Origin of the sequence: Sedimenticola selenatireducens DSM 17993 (assembly GCF_000428045.1) — a bacterium.
GTDB classification, from domain to species: domain Bacteria; phylum Pseudomonadota; class Gammaproteobacteria; order Chromatiales; family Chromatiaceae; genus Sedimenticola; species Sedimenticola selenatireducens.
The window spans coordinates 107,948-124,734 of sequence record NZ_ATZE01000011.1; the positions used below are offsets into that span (position 1 = coordinate 107,948).

Annotated in this window: 18 protein-coding genes and 1 pseudogene; 6 read left to right on the plus strand and 13 right to left on the minus strand. The window is 59.9% G+C overall.

The window, feature by feature from the left end; all coding sequences use genetic code 11:
• The first annotated feature begins 9 nt into the window (after positions 1-9).
• Entirely contained in the window at positions 10-933 is a 924-nt protein-coding gene (argF, locus tag A3GO_RS0110385) for an ornithine carbamoyltransferase (protein WP_037375132.1), read from the plus strand.
• A 37-nt stretch (positions 934-970) separates the two neighbouring features.
• On the opposite strand, the gene A3GO_RS0110390 is transcribed toward argF, so the two are convergent.
• On the minus strand, positions 971-1,180 hold the full coding sequence (locus tag A3GO_RS0110390) for a dodecin (protein ID WP_029133339.1): 210 nt from the start codon (positions 1,178-1,180) through the stop codon (positions 971-973).
• A gap of 219 nt (positions 1,181-1,399) precedes the next feature.
• Between A3GO_RS0110390 and A3GO_RS0110395 the strand changes: the two genes are divergently transcribed.
• Together A3GO_RS0110395 and A3GO_RS0110400 are read left to right on the plus strand one after the other, a co-directional pair.
• Positions 1,400-2,350, plus strand: a complete 951-nt coding sequence (locus tag A3GO_RS0110395) for an MBL fold metallo-hydrolase (RefSeq protein WP_029133340.1) — start codon at positions 1,400-1,402, stop codon at positions 2,348-2,350.
• Between the two features lie 7 nt (positions 2,351-2,357).
• Complete coding sequence (locus A3GO_RS0110400; protein ID WP_029133341.1) at positions 2,358-2,729, plus strand: hypothetical protein; 372 nt, start codon at positions 2,358-2,360, stop codon at positions 2,727-2,729.
• A gap of 3 nt (positions 2,730-2,732) precedes the next feature.
• On the opposite strand, the gene A3GO_RS0110405 is transcribed toward A3GO_RS0110400, so the two are convergent.
• Positions 2,733-3,116 (minus strand): antitoxin Xre/MbcA/ParS toxin-binding domain-containing protein, encoded by a 384-nt coding sequence (locus A3GO_RS0110405; protein WP_169720398.1) that lies wholly within the window; start codon positions 3,114-3,116, stop codon positions 2,733-2,735.
• A 93-nt stretch (positions 3,117-3,209) separates the two neighbouring features.
• Positions 3,210-3,647, minus strand: a complete 438-nt coding sequence (locus tag A3GO_RS0110410) for a hypothetical protein (protein WP_029133343.1) — start codon at positions 3,645-3,647, stop codon at positions 3,210-3,212.
• A 147-nt stretch (positions 3,648-3,794) separates the two neighbouring features.
• Between A3GO_RS0110410 and A3GO_RS0110415 the strand changes: the two genes are divergently transcribed.
• The 3 genes from A3GO_RS0110415 to A3GO_RS0110425 all read left to right on the plus strand — a co-directional run bounded on the left by A3GO_RS0110415 (position 3,795) and on the right by A3GO_RS0110425 (position 6,031).
• Positions 3,795-4,688: a phosphoribosylaminoimidazolesuccinocarboxamide synthase gene (locus A3GO_RS0110415; RefSeq protein ID WP_029133344.1), complete on the plus strand. Its 894-nt coding sequence runs from the start codon at positions 3,795-3,797 to the stop codon at positions 4,686-4,688.
• A gap of 103 nt (positions 4,689-4,791) precedes the next feature.
• Positions 4,792-5,049: a glutaredoxin family protein gene (locus A3GO_RS23530; RefSeq protein WP_051302151.1), complete on the plus strand. Its 258-nt coding sequence runs from the start codon at positions 4,792-4,794 to the stop codon at positions 5,047-5,049.
• Positions 5,042-6,031 carry a serine/threonine protein kinase gene (locus A3GO_RS0110425; protein WP_029133345.1) on the plus strand — a complete coding sequence of 330 codons (990 nt, stop codon included), beginning with the start codon at positions 5,042-5,044 and terminating at the stop codon, positions 6,029-6,031. Before A3GO_RS23530 ends, A3GO_RS0110425 begins: the two co-directional genes overlap by 8 nt.
• Before the next feature lie 182 nt (positions 6,032-6,213).
• Here the strand turns inward: A3GO_RS0110425 and A3GO_RS26830 are convergent, their stop codons facing one another.
• The 10 genes and pseudogenes from A3GO_RS26830 to fba form a co-directional block, all read right to left on the minus strand.
• Positions 6,214-6,624: a CZB domain-containing protein gene (locus tag A3GO_RS26830; protein ID WP_418064557.1), complete on the minus strand. Its 411-nt coding sequence runs from the start codon at positions 6,622-6,624 to the stop codon at positions 6,214-6,216.
• 54 nt (positions 6,625-6,678) lie between these two features.
• A pseudogene (locus tag A3GO_RS26835) lies at positions 6,679-6,897 on the minus strand (methyl-accepting chemotaxis protein); the annotation flags it as partial.
• 529 nt (positions 6,898-7,426) lie between these two features.
• Positions 7,427-8,731 (minus strand): DUF58 domain-containing protein, encoded by a 1,305-nt coding sequence (locus A3GO_RS0110435; RefSeq protein WP_029133346.1) that lies wholly within the window; start codon positions 8,729-8,731, stop codon positions 7,427-7,429.
• Positions 8,728-9,726: an AAA family ATPase gene (locus A3GO_RS0110440; RefSeq protein ID WP_084609995.1), complete on the minus strand. Its 999-nt coding sequence runs from the start codon at positions 9,724-9,726 to the stop codon at positions 8,728-8,730. The genes A3GO_RS0110435 and A3GO_RS0110440 overlap by 4 nt, the downstream gene beginning before the upstream one ends.
• Positions 9,719-10,945, minus strand: coding sequence for a DUF4350 domain-containing protein (locus A3GO_RS0110445; RefSeq protein ID WP_029133348.1), 1,227 nt, complete (start codon positions 10,943-10,945; stop codon positions 9,719-9,721). Before A3GO_RS0110445 ends, A3GO_RS0110440 begins: the two co-directional genes overlap by 8 nt.
• Entirely contained in the window at positions 10,932-12,452 is a 1,521-nt protein-coding gene (locus A3GO_RS0110450; RefSeq protein ID WP_029133349.1) for a DUF4129 domain-containing protein, read from the minus strand. The genes A3GO_RS0110445 and A3GO_RS0110450 overlap by 14 nt, the downstream gene beginning before the upstream one ends.
• On the minus strand, positions 12,439-13,428 hold the full coding sequence (locus A3GO_RS0110455) for a stage II sporulation protein M (protein ID WP_029133350.1): 990 nt from the start codon (positions 13,426-13,428) through the stop codon (positions 12,439-12,441). The genes A3GO_RS0110450 and A3GO_RS0110455 overlap by 14 nt, the downstream gene beginning before the upstream one ends.
• Position 13,429: 1 nt before the next feature.
• Positions 13,430-14,113 carry an RDD family protein gene (locus A3GO_RS0110460; protein ID WP_051302157.1) on the minus strand — a complete coding sequence of 228 codons (684 nt, stop codon included), beginning with the start codon at positions 14,111-14,113 and terminating at the stop codon, positions 13,430-13,432.
• A gap of 10 nt (positions 14,114-14,123) precedes the next feature.
• Positions 14,124-15,395: a BPSS1780 family membrane protein gene (locus A3GO_RS25335; RefSeq protein ID WP_051302158.1), complete on the minus strand. Its 1,272-nt coding sequence runs from the start codon at positions 15,393-15,395 to the stop codon at positions 14,124-14,126.
• A gap of 219 nt (positions 15,396-15,614) precedes the next feature.
• A complete protein-coding gene (gene fba, locus A3GO_RS0110470) occupies positions 15,615-16,679 on the minus strand; it encodes a class II fructose-bisphosphate aldolase (protein WP_029133353.1) in 1,065 nt (354 codons plus the stop codon).
• Between the last annotated feature and the right edge of the window lie 108 nt (positions 16,680-16,787).

Genomic DNA, 16,787 nt, shown 5'->3' on the forward strand with positions numbered 1-16,787 from the left:
TAGACGATTATGACAGCCCAAGCCAATAAACCCGTCAGACATTTTCTGTCGCTGCTGGATCTCTCGCCCGATGAGCTGCGCGCACTGGTGCGCCGGGCCACCGAGCTTAAACGGATTCTGCGCGCCGGCGAGTTGCACGAGCCGCTGAAAAACCAGACTCTGGGGATGATTTTCGAGAAATCCTCGACCCGTACCCGGATCTCCTTCGAGGCGGGCATTACCCAGCTCGGCGGGCATGCCCTGTTTCTGTCGTCACGGGATACCCAACTGGGACGCGGTGAACCAATCGAGGACAGCGCCCGGGTGATCTCCCGCATGGTGGACTGTGTCATGATCCGCACCTTCGAGCACGACAAGGTGGAGCTGTTTGCGGCCCACTCCCGGGTGCCGGTGATCAACGCCCTGACCGACCTGCTGCATCCTTGTCAGTTGCTGGCCGACATGCAGACTTATTTCGAACATCGCGGCGACATCGCCGGCAAGTCCGTCGTCTGGGTAGGAGACGGCAACAACATGTGCCACTCCTACATCAACGCCGCCCGACAGTTTGATTTCAAGCTGAATATCGCTTGTCCCGAAGGGCATGAACCTGACCCGGAGATTCTGCAGGCGGCGGGAGACCGCTGCCAGGTGATCCGCAACCCGATGGACGCGGCCAGCGGCGCAGATCTGGTGGTAACGGACGTGTGGGCCAGCATGGGCCAGGAAGAGGAGCAAAGACAGCGCGAAATCACCTTCGCCAATTACCAGGTGAACGACCAGCTGATGGCACAGGCCCAGCCGGATGCACTGTTCATGCACTGCCTGCCAGCGCATCGGGGCGAAGAGGTGACCGCCTCAGTGATCGACCGCGCGGACAGCGTGGTCTGGGACGAGGCGGAAAACCGCATGCACTCCCAGAAGGCCCTGCTGGAGATGCTGCTCAGTCGCTGATCTGATCATAGGGGGTGTGCCGCGCGCGATACCCCGGCTAACCTTCCAGCCGGAACCCCACCTTGATTACCACCTGCCAGTGGGCGACCTTGCCGTCCACCACATGGCCGCGCGTCTCCACCACCTCGAACCAGTCCATGTTACGTATGCTTTTGGCCGCGTGCTCCAGGGCATTTTCAACCGCCTTGTCGGAACTCTCGCTGGATGTACCCACCAGCTCGACTTTCTTGTAGATATGTGAACCCATGCCGAATCTCCTTAAAGTGTTTCTTTAACTACTATAGCCAAAGGATACGGAAACAAACTGATTCCCGCATGCCTTGAAAATCCATCCAATAATAAAAACTGCTCAGTAACCCCAATAGCGTTTATACACAAAAATTACCGGGTCAATAGCACCTTGCCCGACCCGGCCATACATGGCAAAGTCCACCGCCTGACGTAAGGCAACCCGTGAGCTGAAATCGTGAAACTCTCCTATCAAGACCTGGGACAGGGCATTTTCTGCATCGACACCTTCTATTATCGCCCCAATCTGGATGGCTGTTATCTGATCCAGCAGGGTGACGAGGCGGCATTGATCGACACCGGCACTTCACACGTCGCACCGGCGGTGATGGAACTGCTCGACCTGCGTGGCATCCGTCCCGAACAGGTGAAGTACGTCATCCCCACCCACGTTCACCTGGACCACGCCGGCGGAACCGGACAGCTGATGGCCCTGTTACCCAATGCGCAGATGATTATCCACCCCATGGGCGCCCGCCACATGAACCATCCGGAAAAGATCATCGCCGGCACCATCGCCGTCTACGGCGAGGAGGTATTCAAGGAGCGCTACGGTACCATCCTGCCGGTGCCGGAAGAACGCACCATTGAGGCGGAGGATGGTTTCGAGGTCTCCCTTGCCGGGCGCAAGCTGCGCTGCATTCACACCCTGGGGCATGCGCGGCACCATTTTTGCGTCTGGGACGAGCAGAGCCGTGGCCTGTTCACCGGCGACACCTTCGGCATCTCCTACCGGGAGCTGGATACCGACCAGGGCCCCTTCATGTTCCTCCCCTCGACTCCCATCGACTTTGACCCGGAGGCGTGGCACGACTCACTGAACCGACTCACCCATCTCAATCCGACGCAACTGTTTCTGACCCATTTCTGCCGGGTGGACCAGCCCGCGCTGCGGGCGGTGGCGCTGCATGAAGAGATTGACGACTATGTCGCCATCGCGCTCAATGCCGGCGGCGAGCAGCGGGAACAACAGATTCGTGAAGGGTTGACGCACTACTATCGTGACCGACTCAGGCAGCATGGATCGCAGCTGAGTGATGTCGAGATCGACGAAGTCCTCGGCATGGACATCGCCCTCTGCGCCCAGGGCCTTGAGGTCTGGCTGAAACGCCGGGAAAAGCAGCAGTAAGTCCGGCATGGAGTTTTACCGGCAACTCAAGAGTGAACTCGGGACGACCCGGCTGCAGGATCTGATTGTTCTGGATCGACTGCCGCAGCTATGCGCCTCGATCGACACCCTGCTGGAACAGCAGGGAGAGCAGGGGCGGATCTATTGCGTCTGGGGCACCTTCACGGTGAACCGTGAGGAGATCCGGGATGGCGTTCGCTTCACGCTGCCCGGGTGCCCCAACGCGCTGGCATGGACCATCACCGCGGAACCGGAAAACATCACCATCCACTGCACCATCAACCGCAGCGAACACGACCCCGACTTTGTGGCATCGATCGATCAGTTTGTGGAAGATTGGCGCATCGGCCTGTCAAAGGCACTCAACCCGGACAACTGACAGTCACGAGGGCCGGGTGCTGTTCTGTTCCCAGCAGAAGGTGCAATCCAGCTCCGCCAGTACCTGCTCCAGACCGCCCTCACCCTGCTCCAGGATCAGTGACAGCGGCGCCCGACCAAGGCGACGGTGGGTCTGGCGCAGCCAGCGCCCACCCATGGTGGGATTGGTGGGATAACTGGTGTGCAGCGCCTGGGCGATGCGTCGCACATAGGCGGCACGGCGCTGAATCTCCGGATCATCGGGAAACGCCTCACTCTGTCCCAACCGGTTGAGTTTTCTTAACCGGGTCTCCGGCAGACCCAGGACAAAACAGACCTGCTCGACACCCAATCGCCAGACCCGCAGGACCTCCATGGTCTCTTGTGTTTTGTATATCGCTTGATTCATGGATACCGCACTCATGAAACATGCCTCCCGTTACTTTAATTTCATAGTTATTTACTAGGTTTTCTAGTCTAGCACTTTTAGAATGGATTTACCTTAGCCAAATAGCTGCCGCCACCAGCGCTTGCGATTGTTCGGCAGGACACGGGTCGAAGGGAGATCACAGGGAGGGATTTTACTCAATACCCAACCCGGCAACGGCGGGTTGTCACTGTAGCCGCAGGAGACGCCCAGATTGTGCGGATCATAAATCTTGATAAAGGTCGGCTGCTGCAGATTATCGGCATAGACAATTCCGCAGTAATCTTCATCGTGTTCCCGGTGCAGGAACCGGTCCATCTCATCGATAAAACGCAGCAGCTCCTCCGGGGTTGCGGGAACTTCCGGTGGAGACTCGCCCACTGCATAGATAAACCAGTCAGCGCCACTGTCCGTGCGCAACAGATCCCAGAGCGCATCCAGCTGCGGCCAGCGCAGCGCCGAGGTGAAGCTTCCGCGAAAGGCGGACATGAATTCGCTATCTTCTACAGTCATAGTACCCAGGTTCCCGCTTCCGTCAGCACTGCTGCAGTCTCCCACAGCAATCGGACAATTTGTAATCAAAATGTATTAAGGGATTATAAAGAGCCGCAGGTTCAGGGTATAATCGCTCCCCCTTTTCAGTCACCAAGTTTCACTACTATGAGCCAAGCTGACGCACTGTTTGAGACCGATCTGCCCCACCTGAAGCTGCTGAACCGCGGCAAGGTGAGGGATATTTTTGATATCGACGAGGGGCACATGCTGATCGTCGCCAGCGACCGCTTGTCGGCCTTCGATGTGGTGCTGCCACAACCGATCCCCGGCAAGGGCGAGGTGCTGACCCGGGTAGCCAACTTCTGGTTCGAGCGCACCCGCTCCATACTGCCCAATCACCTGTCTGATCTGCCGTTGGAGCAGGTGGTACCGGACCCCGCCCAGCGGGCCATGCTGGGTGACCGGGCCATCGTGGTACGCAAGCTGAAACCCCTGCCGGTGGAAGCGATTGTGCGCGGCTATATCATCGGTTCAGGCTGGAAGGATTATCAGAAAACCGGCGAAGTTTGCGGTATCCGCCTGCCGGAGGGACTGCGCCAGGCCGACAAGTTGCCGGAACCGATCTTTACCCCTTCGTCCAAGGCCGAAGTGGGCGATCATGATGAGAACATCAGCTTCGACCAGATGGTGGAGCTGATTGGCGAAGAGATGGCCAATCGGGTGCGCGAGGCGAGCCTGCGCATTTACAGCGAGTGCGCCGACTACGCGCTGCAGAAAGGCATTATCATCGCCGACACCAAATTCGAATTCGGCCTGGATGACCAGGGCCAGCTTTATCTGATCGATGAGGTGCTGACCCCCGACTCCTCCCGTTTCTGGCCAGCCGACCAGTACCAGCCAGGCATCAGCCCGCCGAGTTTCGACAAGCAGTTTGTACGCGATTACCTGGAGACACTGGACTGGGACAAAACCCCGCCGGGACCGGTACTGCCGGACGAGGTAATCAGCAGGACTGCCGAAAAATACCGCGAGGCCGAAAGCATCCTGACTGGCCGTTGATCCCTGGGTCAGAACCACGCAGGGTGGGTACGCCTACCGGCTTATCCACCCCGCGAAATCGAATGGAGTGACACCGGCCCACATTCACCGGGTGATTTGAACCATGAAAAAGCGACAGACACGCATCACCCTCTACAGCAGCCGCAACTGCAGCCACTGCCGGCGCGCCAAGGCATATCTGCAGGAGCACCATATCCCTTTTACAGAGCAGGACGTGGAGCGTAACCGACGCGCCCAGCTCGACTTCATGCGCGCCGGCGGGCGCGGCGTGCCGCTGATCACGGTCGGCGAACAACAGATCCAGGGCTTCGAACCGCGCCAGCTGCAGCGGGCGCTGCGCCAGGCGGGATTCGATGTCTGAGGCGCAAACACCCTACGCCGACCTGACACCCGAAACCATCCTCTGCGCACTGGAATCCGTCGGCTATCAGCCGAGCGGGGGCATGCTGGCGCTGAACAGTTACGAAAACCGGGTCTATCAGATCGGCATGGACGAGGCACCGCCCCTGGTGGCCAAATTCTATCGGCCAGAGCGTTGGAGTGATGCCAGCATCCAGGAGGAGCATAACTTCACCCTGGCACTGGCCGCCGATGAGATCCCGGTGGTAGCACCCCTGACGGATGCCCAGGGCAACACCCTGCACCGCTTCCAGGGTTACCGTTTTGCCCTGTTCCCCCGTCGTGGCGGGCGCTGGCCGGAGCTGGAAAACCCCGACAACCTGGAGTGGATCGGCCGCTTCATCGCCCGCATCCACCTGCTCGGCGCGGCCCAGCCGTTCAAGCATCGCCCCATCATCGACCCGGACCAGATGGGCCGGGCATCTGCTGACTACCTGTTGGCCGAGGGCTGTATACCACTCGAGCTGGAATCGGGCTACCGGCGAATCACCGAAGCGCTGCAGCAGCGCATCGACGAGGCGTTTGCCGCCACCCGGGATTGCCGGGTGATCCGCCTGCATGGTGACTGCCATCCGGGCAACATTCTCTGGACCGAGCAGGGTCCGCACTTCGTGGACATGGATGACTGCCGCAGTGGCCCGGCGATTCAGGACCTGTGGATGCTGTTGTCCGGTGACCGCCAGGAGATGGCGCTGCAATTAAGTTATATCCGCGAGGGCTATGAAACCTTCCGGGAACTGGATGGACGGGAGGTCGCACTGATCGAACCACTGCGCACCCTGCGCATGATCCACTATGCCGCCTGGCTGGCACGACGCTGGTGCGATCCGGCCTTTCCCCAAGCCTTTCCCTGGTTTCATACCCATCAATACTGGCAAGCTCATCTGGGCGAGCTGGAGCAGCAGCTCAGGTTGCTGGATGAGCCGCCGCTGCCGCTCTATTAAGACACACCGCTATGGCGCCCCGGATTTCGTCCGAATGGCTCAGCGTACCTGGCCGGGATTCCGGCAACGGTGCGATTCGCAAGCCAACCGGCACCGGATGACCAAGAATCATAGGGCGGGCGGTGTGCCCTATGCTTAGCAGCGCTGGAGGCGGGCCTGGATCGAGTCGCCGAATATGCAGATTATCGCCCGTCCTGCTTGGCATCCGCCTCTACCCGGTCGAGCATTTCAAACACCTTCTGGCTGTTCTCCTCCATCACGTGAAACGCCTGCAACAGGGCCGGATAATCACGCTGTTCCCCGCCCAGCAGTTCAAACACCCCTTTGGTTCCCTGATGAACTACCGAGTGAGGCTGCTCAATCTGCTTATAGTGATTTGAATGGGAGAAATACTCCTTGCCGTCCCCTTCGTAATACCACTTGCCCAGACGACAGTTGTGATGATCCACGAAATTAAAGGCCGGTTCGTTCATATTGACCGAGAGGTAGGTATTGACCTTCCAGAGCACATGATCCAGCTTGGCCAGACTGAGAAAAACGTTGTCAGTCATCAGGGTGACATCATCAAAATAGGACTGCACCCCACTCCCCATCTTGCCCAGATCCTGCTGAAAACCACTGACCGCCACCGTGACCTTGCCCACCTTCTCGATCACCTGTACCGATGCCTGGGAGACCGACTTGACGTTGTCCTGCATCGTCTGAATCACATCATTGATTTCGGTAATCGCCGCCTGGGTCTTGTCGGCCAGTCCACGTACTTCATCGGCAACCACGGCAAAGCCACGCCCCTGTTCACCGGCACGTGCCGCCTCAATAGCCGCATTGAGCGCCAGCAGGTTGGTCTGCTCGGCAATCCCCTTGATCAGGGCCAGAATAGAGCTGATCTCACCGGCCCGGGAAGACATATCCGACACCGATTCACCAGACCGCTCTGACACCTCAGAAAGATTGCCAAGATCCGCGGTGATCTGCTGAATATGACTGGAAAGTGTCTTGAATTCCCGGTTGATTTCACCGAATCCGGCCAGTGAGTGTTTGGCGGCACCAACCGATCCTGCCAGGTTTCCCTGGATATCCACCAGCCCCAGTTTCAGGTTTTCATTCTCATAGCGCATCAGGCTATCCAGTTGCGCCTCCATACCAGCGCTAACCCGCAGGCGCTCCAGCTCTTCATTCCGAGCCGCCAGTTCAGCCCTGTATCGCTCCATCTCCTGGCAGAGTCGCTTGTTCTCCTCTTCCAGCTCAATCAACCGCCTCTTTTGTTCACCCATGCCAAACAGTGCCATCACTACCTCCTGCACAACCACTCTCTGTCCTGTTGTATTCCCCCATCCCTGTTAACTGCTATAGCGTCATCTGGCCGGTAATCTGTAGTTTGTTCCCGTAACCTGATCAGAGTGAACCCGACGCCTTGATCATCAGATAGCCATTCACCAGGGCCACCGGCAACTGGGGCGCCTGCAGGTCCAGGGTCAATACCCCCTGGTGGCGCAGATTCTCCAGACTCTTCCGCCGACTCTCCAGATACTCGTTGACCGTATGAAACTCCAGCGCCCCGTCCAGATCACTCACCGGTCGTTCCAGGACCTCGTCCAGTATCGACTCGCGCAGATTGGCCACTACCACCAGATGGCGCCGTTTCAGCAGCTGAATCGCTCCAATCAGGTCGGCATGCTCTTCATCCCGGGTGTTGGTCAGCAGCACCACCAGCGCCCGGCGCTGCTGCAGCGACATCAGCTGTTTTGCGGCCAACAGGAAATCGGCCGCGTCCTGCCCCGCCATCAGGTCATAGGTACGCGACAGCAGTTCCCTGACCACTCCAGCCCCTTTGCGTGGCGGCAGCCAGCGGTCGGTGCCACCAAAGGTGAGCAGACCCACCGCGTCCCCCTGCTGTGCTGCCACATGGGCCAGCAACAGCATGGCGTTCAGCGCCTGATCCAGATGTACCCGGCCGGACTCCTCGTGATGCATGCGACGACCACAATCGAGCAGAAACAGCACCTGCTGATCACGCTCGTCCTGGTACTCCTTGGAGATCAGCTTGCGATAGCGCGAACTGGCCTTCCAGTCGATCTGACGCAGGGCATCGCCGGCACGGTATTCGCGCAACTGATGAAAATCGTTACCCTGCCCGCGCCGCTGGCGCCGCCGTACGCCCATCTGGCTGAGCCGATGATCGGTTGCCAGCAGGGCATAACGCCCGATCTCCTGGAAATCGGGGAACACCTTGACCCGTTCGGCCAATGGATAGAAGTGCCGTTTACGCCAGAATCCCAGTGGAGACACGGCGATTACATCACACCCGTTGAACTCGGCATCGCCGCGCCGGAGCGGCTTGACCCGATACTCGACCCGCCCCGTGCAGTGCGCCGGGAGATCCAGTGAACAGGGCATGGATTGGCTGTCGAATCCGGGCGGATAATGGTCATGCAGCGACAGCCTGAGGGGGCGCGAGTCCACATTCTCCAGGGTCAGGCCCACTTTCGACCAGACTCCGACCGGAATACTGTGTCGCAGGGTACGACTGACCGTCATCCCCGGGGTCTTTCGTGCCAGCACGGCATCCAGCAGCAGCACGCCGCCAATTACCCAGCACAGCACCTGCCAGGGGTCATACAGTGCCGGGTAAAAGACCGCCAGCAGGGCCGTCAGGCTGACGGCGAGAGCGGTCCAGAGCAGTGACCGGCTGGGGGTCATACCCGGGGCGCATCCACGTTAACCAGGATATCGGCCAGTACATCATCGGGACGGTAGCCTTCGATCTCCAGATCGGTGGCCAGCTTCATGCGATGGCGCAACACCGCGGTCGCGACCCCCTTCACATCGTCCGGGGTGACGAAGTTGTTTCCCGCCAACAGGGCATGGGCACGGGCGGCGCGCAGCAGGGAGATACTCCCCCGCGGTCCCGGCCCCACCTCCACGCCGCTCCAGTCCCGTGCCGTGCGCACAATCCGCACCGCGTAGGCGACAATCTGCTCATCCACCCGCAGTCCCGCCGCCGCCCGCTGCAGGTTCAGTACCTGGTCCGGTTGCAGTAGCGTCTGCACTTGCGAGATATCCAGCTGATCACCCACCGCGCCGTTGGTAACATGCTGCACCAGCGCCTGCTCTTCTTCCTGAGCGGGATAATCGATGAACACCTTGAGCAGGAAACGGTCCAGCTGGGCCTGTGGCAGGGGATAGGTGCCCTCCTGCTCGATCGGGTTTTGTGTCGCCAACACCAGAAACGGCAGTTGTAGCGGATAAGAGTTGCCCTCAATGGTGACCTGCTGCTCCTGCATCACTTCCAGCAGGGCGGACTGGGTCTTGGCCGGCGCGCGGTTGATCTCGTCCGCCAGCAGGAAATTACAGAATACCGGCCCCTTGCGCACCCGAAAGGCATCCCGCTTCATATCGAACATCACATGTCCGCTGATATCGCTGGGCATCAGATCCGGGGTGAACTGTACCCGGCTGAAATGGCCACCCACGGCGGCCGCAAGCGCCCGCACCAGCAGTGTCTTGCCCAGTCCCGGGACCCCTTCCACCAACACATGCCCGGCCGCCAGCAGACCGACAATGACCTCCCGGATCACCCGGATCTGGCCGATAACGGCGCGTTGCACCTCACGCTCCAGCCCCTGGACCTGGTCCTGTATTTCCTGAGACAAACCGCCGGCTGTCTGATCGGTCCCGTTCGTTTCCTCATCCACTGTCCTTCTCCCCGTTTGAAGTCTGTTCTTTCTGTATCCGCAGCTGTGCCGCCAGCCTCTGTTGTATGGCCGTCACCTGGATAAATCCCTGCTCCCCCTGGTATTCGCCATAGAGCGCCTGCTCCACCTGCTGCGTGGGCAGCCCGACATGTCGCGCAATCCATTGACAGCGCGCGGCCTGTTCCATCGCCCCCAGCACCGGATGGCGCCGTCGCCATGCCTGCTCCAGCGCCGCCTGGGAATGCAGGAAGGCCCCGGCTGCCTGATCGGTGCGCCAGAGGTAGCCCCCCACTGCCGCCAGGTGTTCCATCAGGTTACGCCGGACCGGCCGCCCTACCGACCTGACCGGCCCGCTGCGCAGGGTCAGCGACCAGACCAGCAGCACCCCCAGCGCGAGCAGCGATATAACCAGGCCGGGGGCCCGTCGCCAGAGCAGTATCGGCAGGGCCGGCATGGCGCTGCTGTATAGCAGCCAGGCATGTTGCTGATCACCCACCAGCAGGGCAAGCAGCAGGGCGTGATCATGCTCACCAATCGACGGATTGGAAAACGGCTGCAGATCACTGATCACCGTGATCCTTCCCTGTCCAAGCGCGTATTGCAGCAGATGCCCACCCTCGTTGGTCTCAACCTTCCAGTCCGCGTGCCCTAGGCTGTCAAACAGCACGCGCCGCTCGCTAAAAGCCACGGCAATCGGCTCGTCTACCCCGGGCATCTCGAAGCGTAGCGGCGCTGGTTTGTCCGAACCATCGGCGGACGACTCCGCATCCGGCTCATCGGACTGATCCTGCCCGCTGTCCCGTAAAACCAGCTGGACGCCCAGCGTATCCAGCAGGCTGTTGCCACTGGTTTCCGCCTCTTCGTCCCAGGCATCCTGTGGCGTGATCAACAGATGACCGCCCTGCCTCACCCACGCCAGCAGTGTCTGCTCGCGCTCGGCCGGCAGGCTCACGCCCAGCCGGTAGACCAGCAGCAGGCCCGGTTCCGCCGGTGGATTCAGCAGCCGATCCCGGCCACTGACACTCTCGGTCACCACATGGATGCGATTCAGGAAACGCTCGGCCGCCAGCAGCGGGTTTCTTTTTGCCGCCGGCGACATCCCTTCAACCACCTCCCGGGTACGCTGTTCAAAGTTGGCGGAAAACCACCGCATTCCCCAGCCTGCGAGCAGTAACAGCAGCGCGGCAATCGACGTCCATATCAGCTTATTCCGCACCATCAGTCACCCGGCCAAACAGCCGCTCCCATTCACCGCAGAGCCCGCTCACCTGCCGCTCATCCGGTGCCTGATGGCCATAGGCGGCCCCTATCCATAACCCCGTGAGGCGCACAAAGTATGCACTCTGGTCCTCGGGACAGACCGCCCGCACCCGCTCGATACACTCCCCCTCTGTGGCACTGTCCGGTATCTCCAGGCGGTCATGCTCCAGCAGCGCCATCAGCACGCCCCGGTAGAGCAGGCTCAAGCCCCCCCGAACATCCCCTTGCTGCAACAAACTTCGACACTCCCCGGCAATATCGGCTGGCAGTGACCCGGCATCCAACGGCAGGCCGAACAGGCGGGCCGGCCGCTGCCGCTGCCTTGCGGTTGGCGGCTGACGGATGACCAGGTACTCCCGATTGGCCCAGGCCTTATACAGCAGCCAGGTCAGCAGCACCCCCGCCACGATCAGCAGCAGTGCCTTGCCAAACGCGGCAAAGCCCTGGGTGAAACCCTCCAGCACTTCCAGTATCCACTTCACCAGCCAGGGCAAATCCTCCGGGGCGCCTGGTGCTTCGTCTTTTGCGCCGATATATTTCCAGTAAGTCACTTGTTTGCGCTGGCCGAACGCCTCGTCCGCCAATACTTGATCGATCACCGTCTTCGCCTCTGCCGCCTCCATTGCCGCGGCCTGCAGATCGGATGTATAGCCAGCGGACAGTAGCGTGCCACACAGCAGCAGAATAATTGCCCTGCCCGACAACCCGACACGACGGGTCTGCCTTCCGCCGTGCTTTCTACCGATCAGGCGGCGGAAGGCGATCTCGATATCCCACGCCTCCAGATCGGTACGCCGGGTCAGGTAGAGTGAAAAACCGGCCGCCACGTAGAACGGGGCAATCAATGACATGGCGAGCAGGTCTCCCAGATGCTGCAACCATTGCTCCAGTGGTCCGGGGTTAAACAAAAAGCCGTCCAGATCCAGCCAGCGCAACTCCTCCGGCAGCATGACGATGATCAGAAAGATGAAGGAGAGCTGCAGTATGAGTTCAAACACCAGCCCAACGATAGTCAGCCAGGTACTCGCCTGCTGTCCCCGGCTCAATACCGCGATGCGCTTTTTTCGCGCCTTGCCCTTGAGTTTTTCCAGTACCGTCACCGGCATGTTGAACGAGCGATTCGGATTGAAGCGGCGCCAGGTCAGGTTGGCGATCAGCTGCGGACGGATGACGCTGAACGCCTGCCGGATCAGGGTGCGGGCGCCGATCCTGTCGGCAAACAGGGCGCGACTCAGCCAGAACAAAAGCAGCGGTTCGTAGACCGGTTTACACCACCAGACGATGAGAATCGCCCAGGACGGCTGGTCGGCAAAAAACAGTGCGGACAGCAGATAGACCGGCAGTGCCAGGGCCAGCCAGAGCAGCCAGAGCGGAACAAACCAGGACCGGGCCATGGCAAAGCCGAGGTCAACCGCCTCCCAGGAGGTGCGGGGACGAACGATCACCGCAATCCTATCCAGTTCCATGGGCTTTCCTGCCGGCAAGTCCCAGATAGAGCAGTACCAGTATCCAGAACAGACCGGCCACGCCATATTTGATTTCACCGGCCACCGGACTGGAGGACCAGAACGCCTCGATAAAGGCAGCGATCAGCAGCATGAAGGCGGCCCCCATCACCAGCGGCAGCGCTTCCCGGGCGCGCAGTTTCAGCGCCTCCAGCCGGGTCAGCGGCCCCGGTGCGATCAGGGCATGTCCGAGCAGCAGCCCGGAGGCACCGCAAATCACAATGGCGGTCAATTCAAACGCGCCGTGACCGCTGACAAAAGGCCAAAACGTGTCCTGATAACCGATCCGGGTCAAATGACCCGCCACGGCACCGATGACCACACCATTGAACAGCAGCAGCAGCGCGGTCCCCAGGCCAAACAGCATGCCACCGGCAAAGGTGCGAAACCCGATACCGATATTATTCGAGATATAGTGACCGAACATCATCAGGTCGGTCTCCGCGCCGCGCTCCAGCGACCGGCCCGGTTTACGGTTCGCCGGGTCATACATTGATTCCATGCCGGCCACCTGATCCTCATCCATTACACTGTAGATCAACTCGGGTTGCAGATAGCAGAAGCTGCCCACCAGTAATCCTGGCAGGGTCAACAGTGCCGCCGCGAGCCAGAAGTAGCCGATATGACGGCGCAAGGCGCGGGGAAAGCCATAAGCGATGAACTGCACCAGGCGCCACAGCTCGGCGCTGCGGCCCGAATAGAGCTGGCGATGGCCGCGCAACACCAACTCGTGCAACTGCTGCTCCAGCGCCGGACTGTAGTGGCGGCTTCGGGCAATCGCATAGTGATTACAGAGTTCCCGGTAGAGTTTGGGCAGGGATGCCAGCTCAGCAGCCGTGTGCTGGCGTTTGCGTCGCGCGCGATCAAGGTCATCCAGCAGCAGCCTTAACCGTTCCCAATGGTCCCGATGCTGCTGCTCGAAGCCCAGTTGCCGCATGCTAGCGCCCTTGTCCCTGCGCCAGCCAACTGGCGTAGGCTAGCAGCTCGGACACCGCCGGCTCACCCCTTCGACCGCTCAGATCGGTCAGAATTTCCGCCAATTCAATGCGCCGTGCCGCGGTTAACAGCGGCGCGCGTTCGGCAAATGCCAGCAGGGTTTGTTTCTCTTCACTGGTAAAGTGATTGGGCGGCTGGACGGGCGGTACAGACTGCATTTCATGACGCACGGAGGCCTTGTCCCTATAGACCACCAGGGTGCCTGCCGCCAGATCACCCAGACGCTGAAAGTTTCGGCTCAACAGCATCGAAATCAGTCCGGTGGCATATAAGAAAGGGAGAAAGTCGGCCGCCCGTAACAGATTCCTGATCAACGATGCAGACCAGGATACCGGTGTCCCATTGTCATGGATCACCTCAAGTCCCATAGCCTTTTTCCCCGGCGTGGCGCCCTGCCGCAGTTCAAAGAACACCGGGTAAAACCATTCGATGACAAAGAACACCACCAGGCTGATACCAAACCCCAGGCCACCAAGAAACGAGAACGGGATGGCAATCGCCAGATAGAGTCCGGCGCGGATCAGCATATCAATGGCCCAGGCGCAGCTACGTACTACCGGTCCGGCAATGCGCAGACTCAGCGCAATCCCCTCCGGCGTCTCATAGCTGCGGCTGGTGTCGAGCATCAAACAGCGTTCATTGATAATAGATATCGCGATAGGCGGTGTACATGGAGGCGGTAATTACCGGCATCACCACCAGCAGACCCAGGCCCACCGGTATGGCGCCTATGAAGAACATCACCAGCGCCACAACACCATACAGCAGGAACGGCAGGATATTCTTCAGGCAGCCGGAAAAACTCATTTTCATGGCGGCGAGGGCCGACATCCCTTCCATCGCAATCAGCGCGGGCGCAAACCAGTAAGCCATCATCAGCGGGATGGAGAGACCAAACGCCACCAGCATCACCAACACCACCGAACCAACCCCCATGGCAGACTGCAGCGCATCCGGATCGGAATTCTGCATGGCATCCATTCCCCCCAACATACCGATCATCACCCCGCCACCGACCATGGCCATTACAAAGGCAATGGCGATAAAGCCGACCAGATAGAGCAGACCGACCAGCACCAATTGACCGACGCTGGAGGAGAAACCGGCAAACAAGTGACTGATTTCAAAGTCACCTCCATGCTCCTGGGCGGCACACCCCAGCATCAGGCCGGCCAGGATCACCGGTGAAACCAGGGTAATCACCAGCGAACCGATAAACGGCACCAGACTGAGCACCACCGAGAGCACCACCCAGACCACCAGGGTGATAATCCACGCCAGCGGGTTCTGCTTGAAATGCCAGAAGCCCCGGCTGATCCACTGCCAGCCGTTGCCTATCGGCCGGGATATCGGGCCGGACAGCTCGCCTCGTTCCGCCTCACCCACCAGCTCGGCCCGGGGTGCGGCATAGGGGTCTTCCGCCTCACTCGCCGATTCTACAAAAGTGGTCTGTTCGGCCGCAGCCGCCTGTCTGGCTAGGTATTTGGGTATCACGATACCGCAACTGAGGCAGGTGTCGTTCTCCAGCTGTTCCGAGCCGCATTTGGGGCAGGTCGGGGTCGCCCGCTGGGAGCGTTCTTTCCCGGTATTCAACGAGGCCACGGTAGGGCTGTCCGCTTCCGCTTCTCCATCCTCCAGTGGCACCAGTGAGAGTGCATCCGACTTGGCCGTCTGCTCCATCGGTTCCAGGCGCACGATCATGCCGACCGCCTCCAGCGCCTGCAGGTATTTTTCCGCCTTCTCTTTTTCCAGCGCCTTCTTCAGTATCACTTCACGGGCTGATGAAAGAACCTTCCTGGCCTTCTCCTCGGACACCTTGAAACGTTGGCAAAAATTCTCTATCGCGTCGCTTATTTCGGTGCCAAGCCGCAACTGGCCGGTATAGATCACTTGGTAGTGCTCAACCACAATCTTTTCTCCTTCCTGTTGTCGTTGTTATGTTGCGGGCCGCCCCAGACGACCGCTCACCATGCCCTATTCCTCGCCTCCGCAATCCGCTAGCCTTGCCACCGACAGAGCACTATCGATGGATTCTATGACATAGGAGTAAAAATCTAAATCCTGATTCCCATAAAAAAAGGGGTGCTTTTGGGCACCCCTTCGAAAAAACGACTGGAAGATCGCGGATCAGCTGATCTTCGGGTCCAGTTCGCCACTCTCGTACAGACCGAACATGGTTTCCAGGGATCGGGCACGAATCTTCGATGCGTGGCCGCTGCAACCAAACGCCTCATAGCGCGCCTTGCAGATCTCCTTCATGCCCTTGGTCGCCTCTTTGAGGAACTTGCGTGGGTCGAAGTTGGAGGTATTTTCGTGCAGGTGGCGACGGATGGAGCCAGTCGATGCCATGCGCAGATCGGTATCGATATTGACCTTGCGCACTCCGTGCTTGATACCCTCGACGATCTCTTCAACGGGCACGCCATAGGTCTGGCCCATATCACCACCGAAGTTGTTGATAATGGCCAGCCACTCCTGCGGTACCGAGGAGGAGCCATGCATCACCAGGTGGGTGTTGGGGATGCGCTGATGGATCTCCTTGATCCGGTCGATGCGTAACACCTCGCCGGTCGGTTTCTTGGTGAACTTGTAGGCGCCGTGGGAGGTGCCGATGGCGATGGCCAGGGCATCCACCTGGGTCTGCTTGACAAAGTCGGCCGCCTGCTCGGGATCGGTCAGCAGCTGGTCCATATCCAGCTTGCCAACGGCGCCAATGCCGTCTTCCTCGCCCGCTTCGCCGGTCTCCAGGGAGCCGAGACAACCCAGCTCGCCCTCCACCGACACGCCACCGGCATGGGCCATCTCCACCACCCGGCGGGTGACATCCACATTGTACTCGTAGGAGGATGGGGTCTTGCCATCGGTCATCAGCGAGCCGTCCATCATCACCGACGAGAAGCCGGACTGAATGGAGCGCAGGCAGACGGCCGGGGAGGTGCCGTGATCCTGGTGCATGACGATGGGGATATGCGGATAGGCTTCCAGGGCCGCCAGGATCAGGTGCCGCAGGAAGGTCTCACCGGCATAGGCACGCGCACCCGCGGAGCCCTGCATGATGACCGGACTGTCGGTCTCGTGCGCAGCCTGCATGATGGCATGCACCTGCTCCATATTGTTGACGTTGAACGCGGGCATACCGAACTGATGGTCGGCGGCATAATCCAGCAGCTGTCGCATGGAAATAAGAGGCATGATGTTCTCCTTCTCTAGATAATTTTTTGTTTAATCCGCCGGACGAAATCCCGTCCGTCTAGTAAATCAAGCGCGTAGGGTGGGCACAGAAGAGGCACCCCCCTTACC

Bases quoted from the DNA above. Each gene is read 5' to 3' on its own strand.
- argF (WP_037375132.1), top strand. From the start codon at position 10: ATGACAGCCCAAGCCAATAAACCCGTCAGACATTTTCTGTCGCTGCTG.
- A3GO_RS0110390 (WP_029133339.1), bottom strand. From the start codon at position 1,180: ATGGGTTCACATATCTACAAGAAAGTCGAGCTGGTGGGTACATCCAGC.
- A3GO_RS0110400 (WP_029133341.1), top strand. From the start codon at position 2,358: ATGGAGTTTTACCGGCAACTCAAGAGTGAACTCGGGACGACCCGGCTG.
- A3GO_RS0110405 (WP_169720398.1), bottom strand. From the start codon at position 3,116: ATGAATCAAGCGATATACAAAACACAAGAGACCATGGAGGTCCTGCGG.
- A3GO_RS0110410 (WP_029133343.1), bottom strand. From the start codon at position 3,647: ATGACTGTAGAAGATAGCGAATTCATGTCCGCCTTTCGCGGAAGCTTC.
- A3GO_RS0110415 (WP_029133344.1), top strand. From the start codon at position 3,795: ATGAGCCAAGCTGACGCACTGTTTGAGACCGATCTGCCCCACCTGAAG.
- A3GO_RS23530 (WP_051302151.1), top strand. From the start codon at position 4,792: ATGAAAAAGCGACAGACACGCATCACCCTCTACAGCAGCCGCAACTGC.
- A3GO_RS0110425 (WP_029133345.1), top strand. From the start codon at position 5,042: ATGTCTGAGGCGCAAACACCCTACGCCGACCTGACACCCGAAACCATC.
- A3GO_RS26830 (WP_418064557.1), bottom strand. From the start codon at position 6,624: ATGGGGAGTGGGGTGCAGTCCTATTTTGATGATGTCACCCTGATGACT.
- A3GO_RS0110435 (WP_029133346.1), bottom strand. From the start codon at position 8,731: ATGACCCCCAGCCGGTCACTGCTCTGGACCGCTCTCGCCGTCAGCCTG.
- A3GO_RS0110445 (WP_029133348.1), bottom strand. From the start codon at position 10,945: ATGGTGCGGAATAAGCTGATATGGACGTCGATTGCCGCGCTGCTGTTA.
- A3GO_RS0110450 (WP_029133349.1), bottom strand. From the start codon at position 12,452: ATGGAACTGGATAGGATTGCGGTGATCGTTCGTCCCCGCACCTCCTGG.
- A3GO_RS0110455 (WP_029133350.1), bottom strand. From the start codon at position 13,428: ATGCGGCAACTGGGCTTCGAGCAGCAGCATCGGGACCATTGGGAACGG.
- A3GO_RS0110460 (WP_051302157.1), bottom strand. From the start codon at position 14,113: ATGCTCGACACCAGCCGCAGCTATGAGACGCCGGAGGGGATTGCGCTG.
- fba (WP_029133353.1), bottom strand. From the start codon at position 16,679: ATGCCTCTTATTTCCATGCGACAGCTGCTGGATTATGCCGCCGACCAT.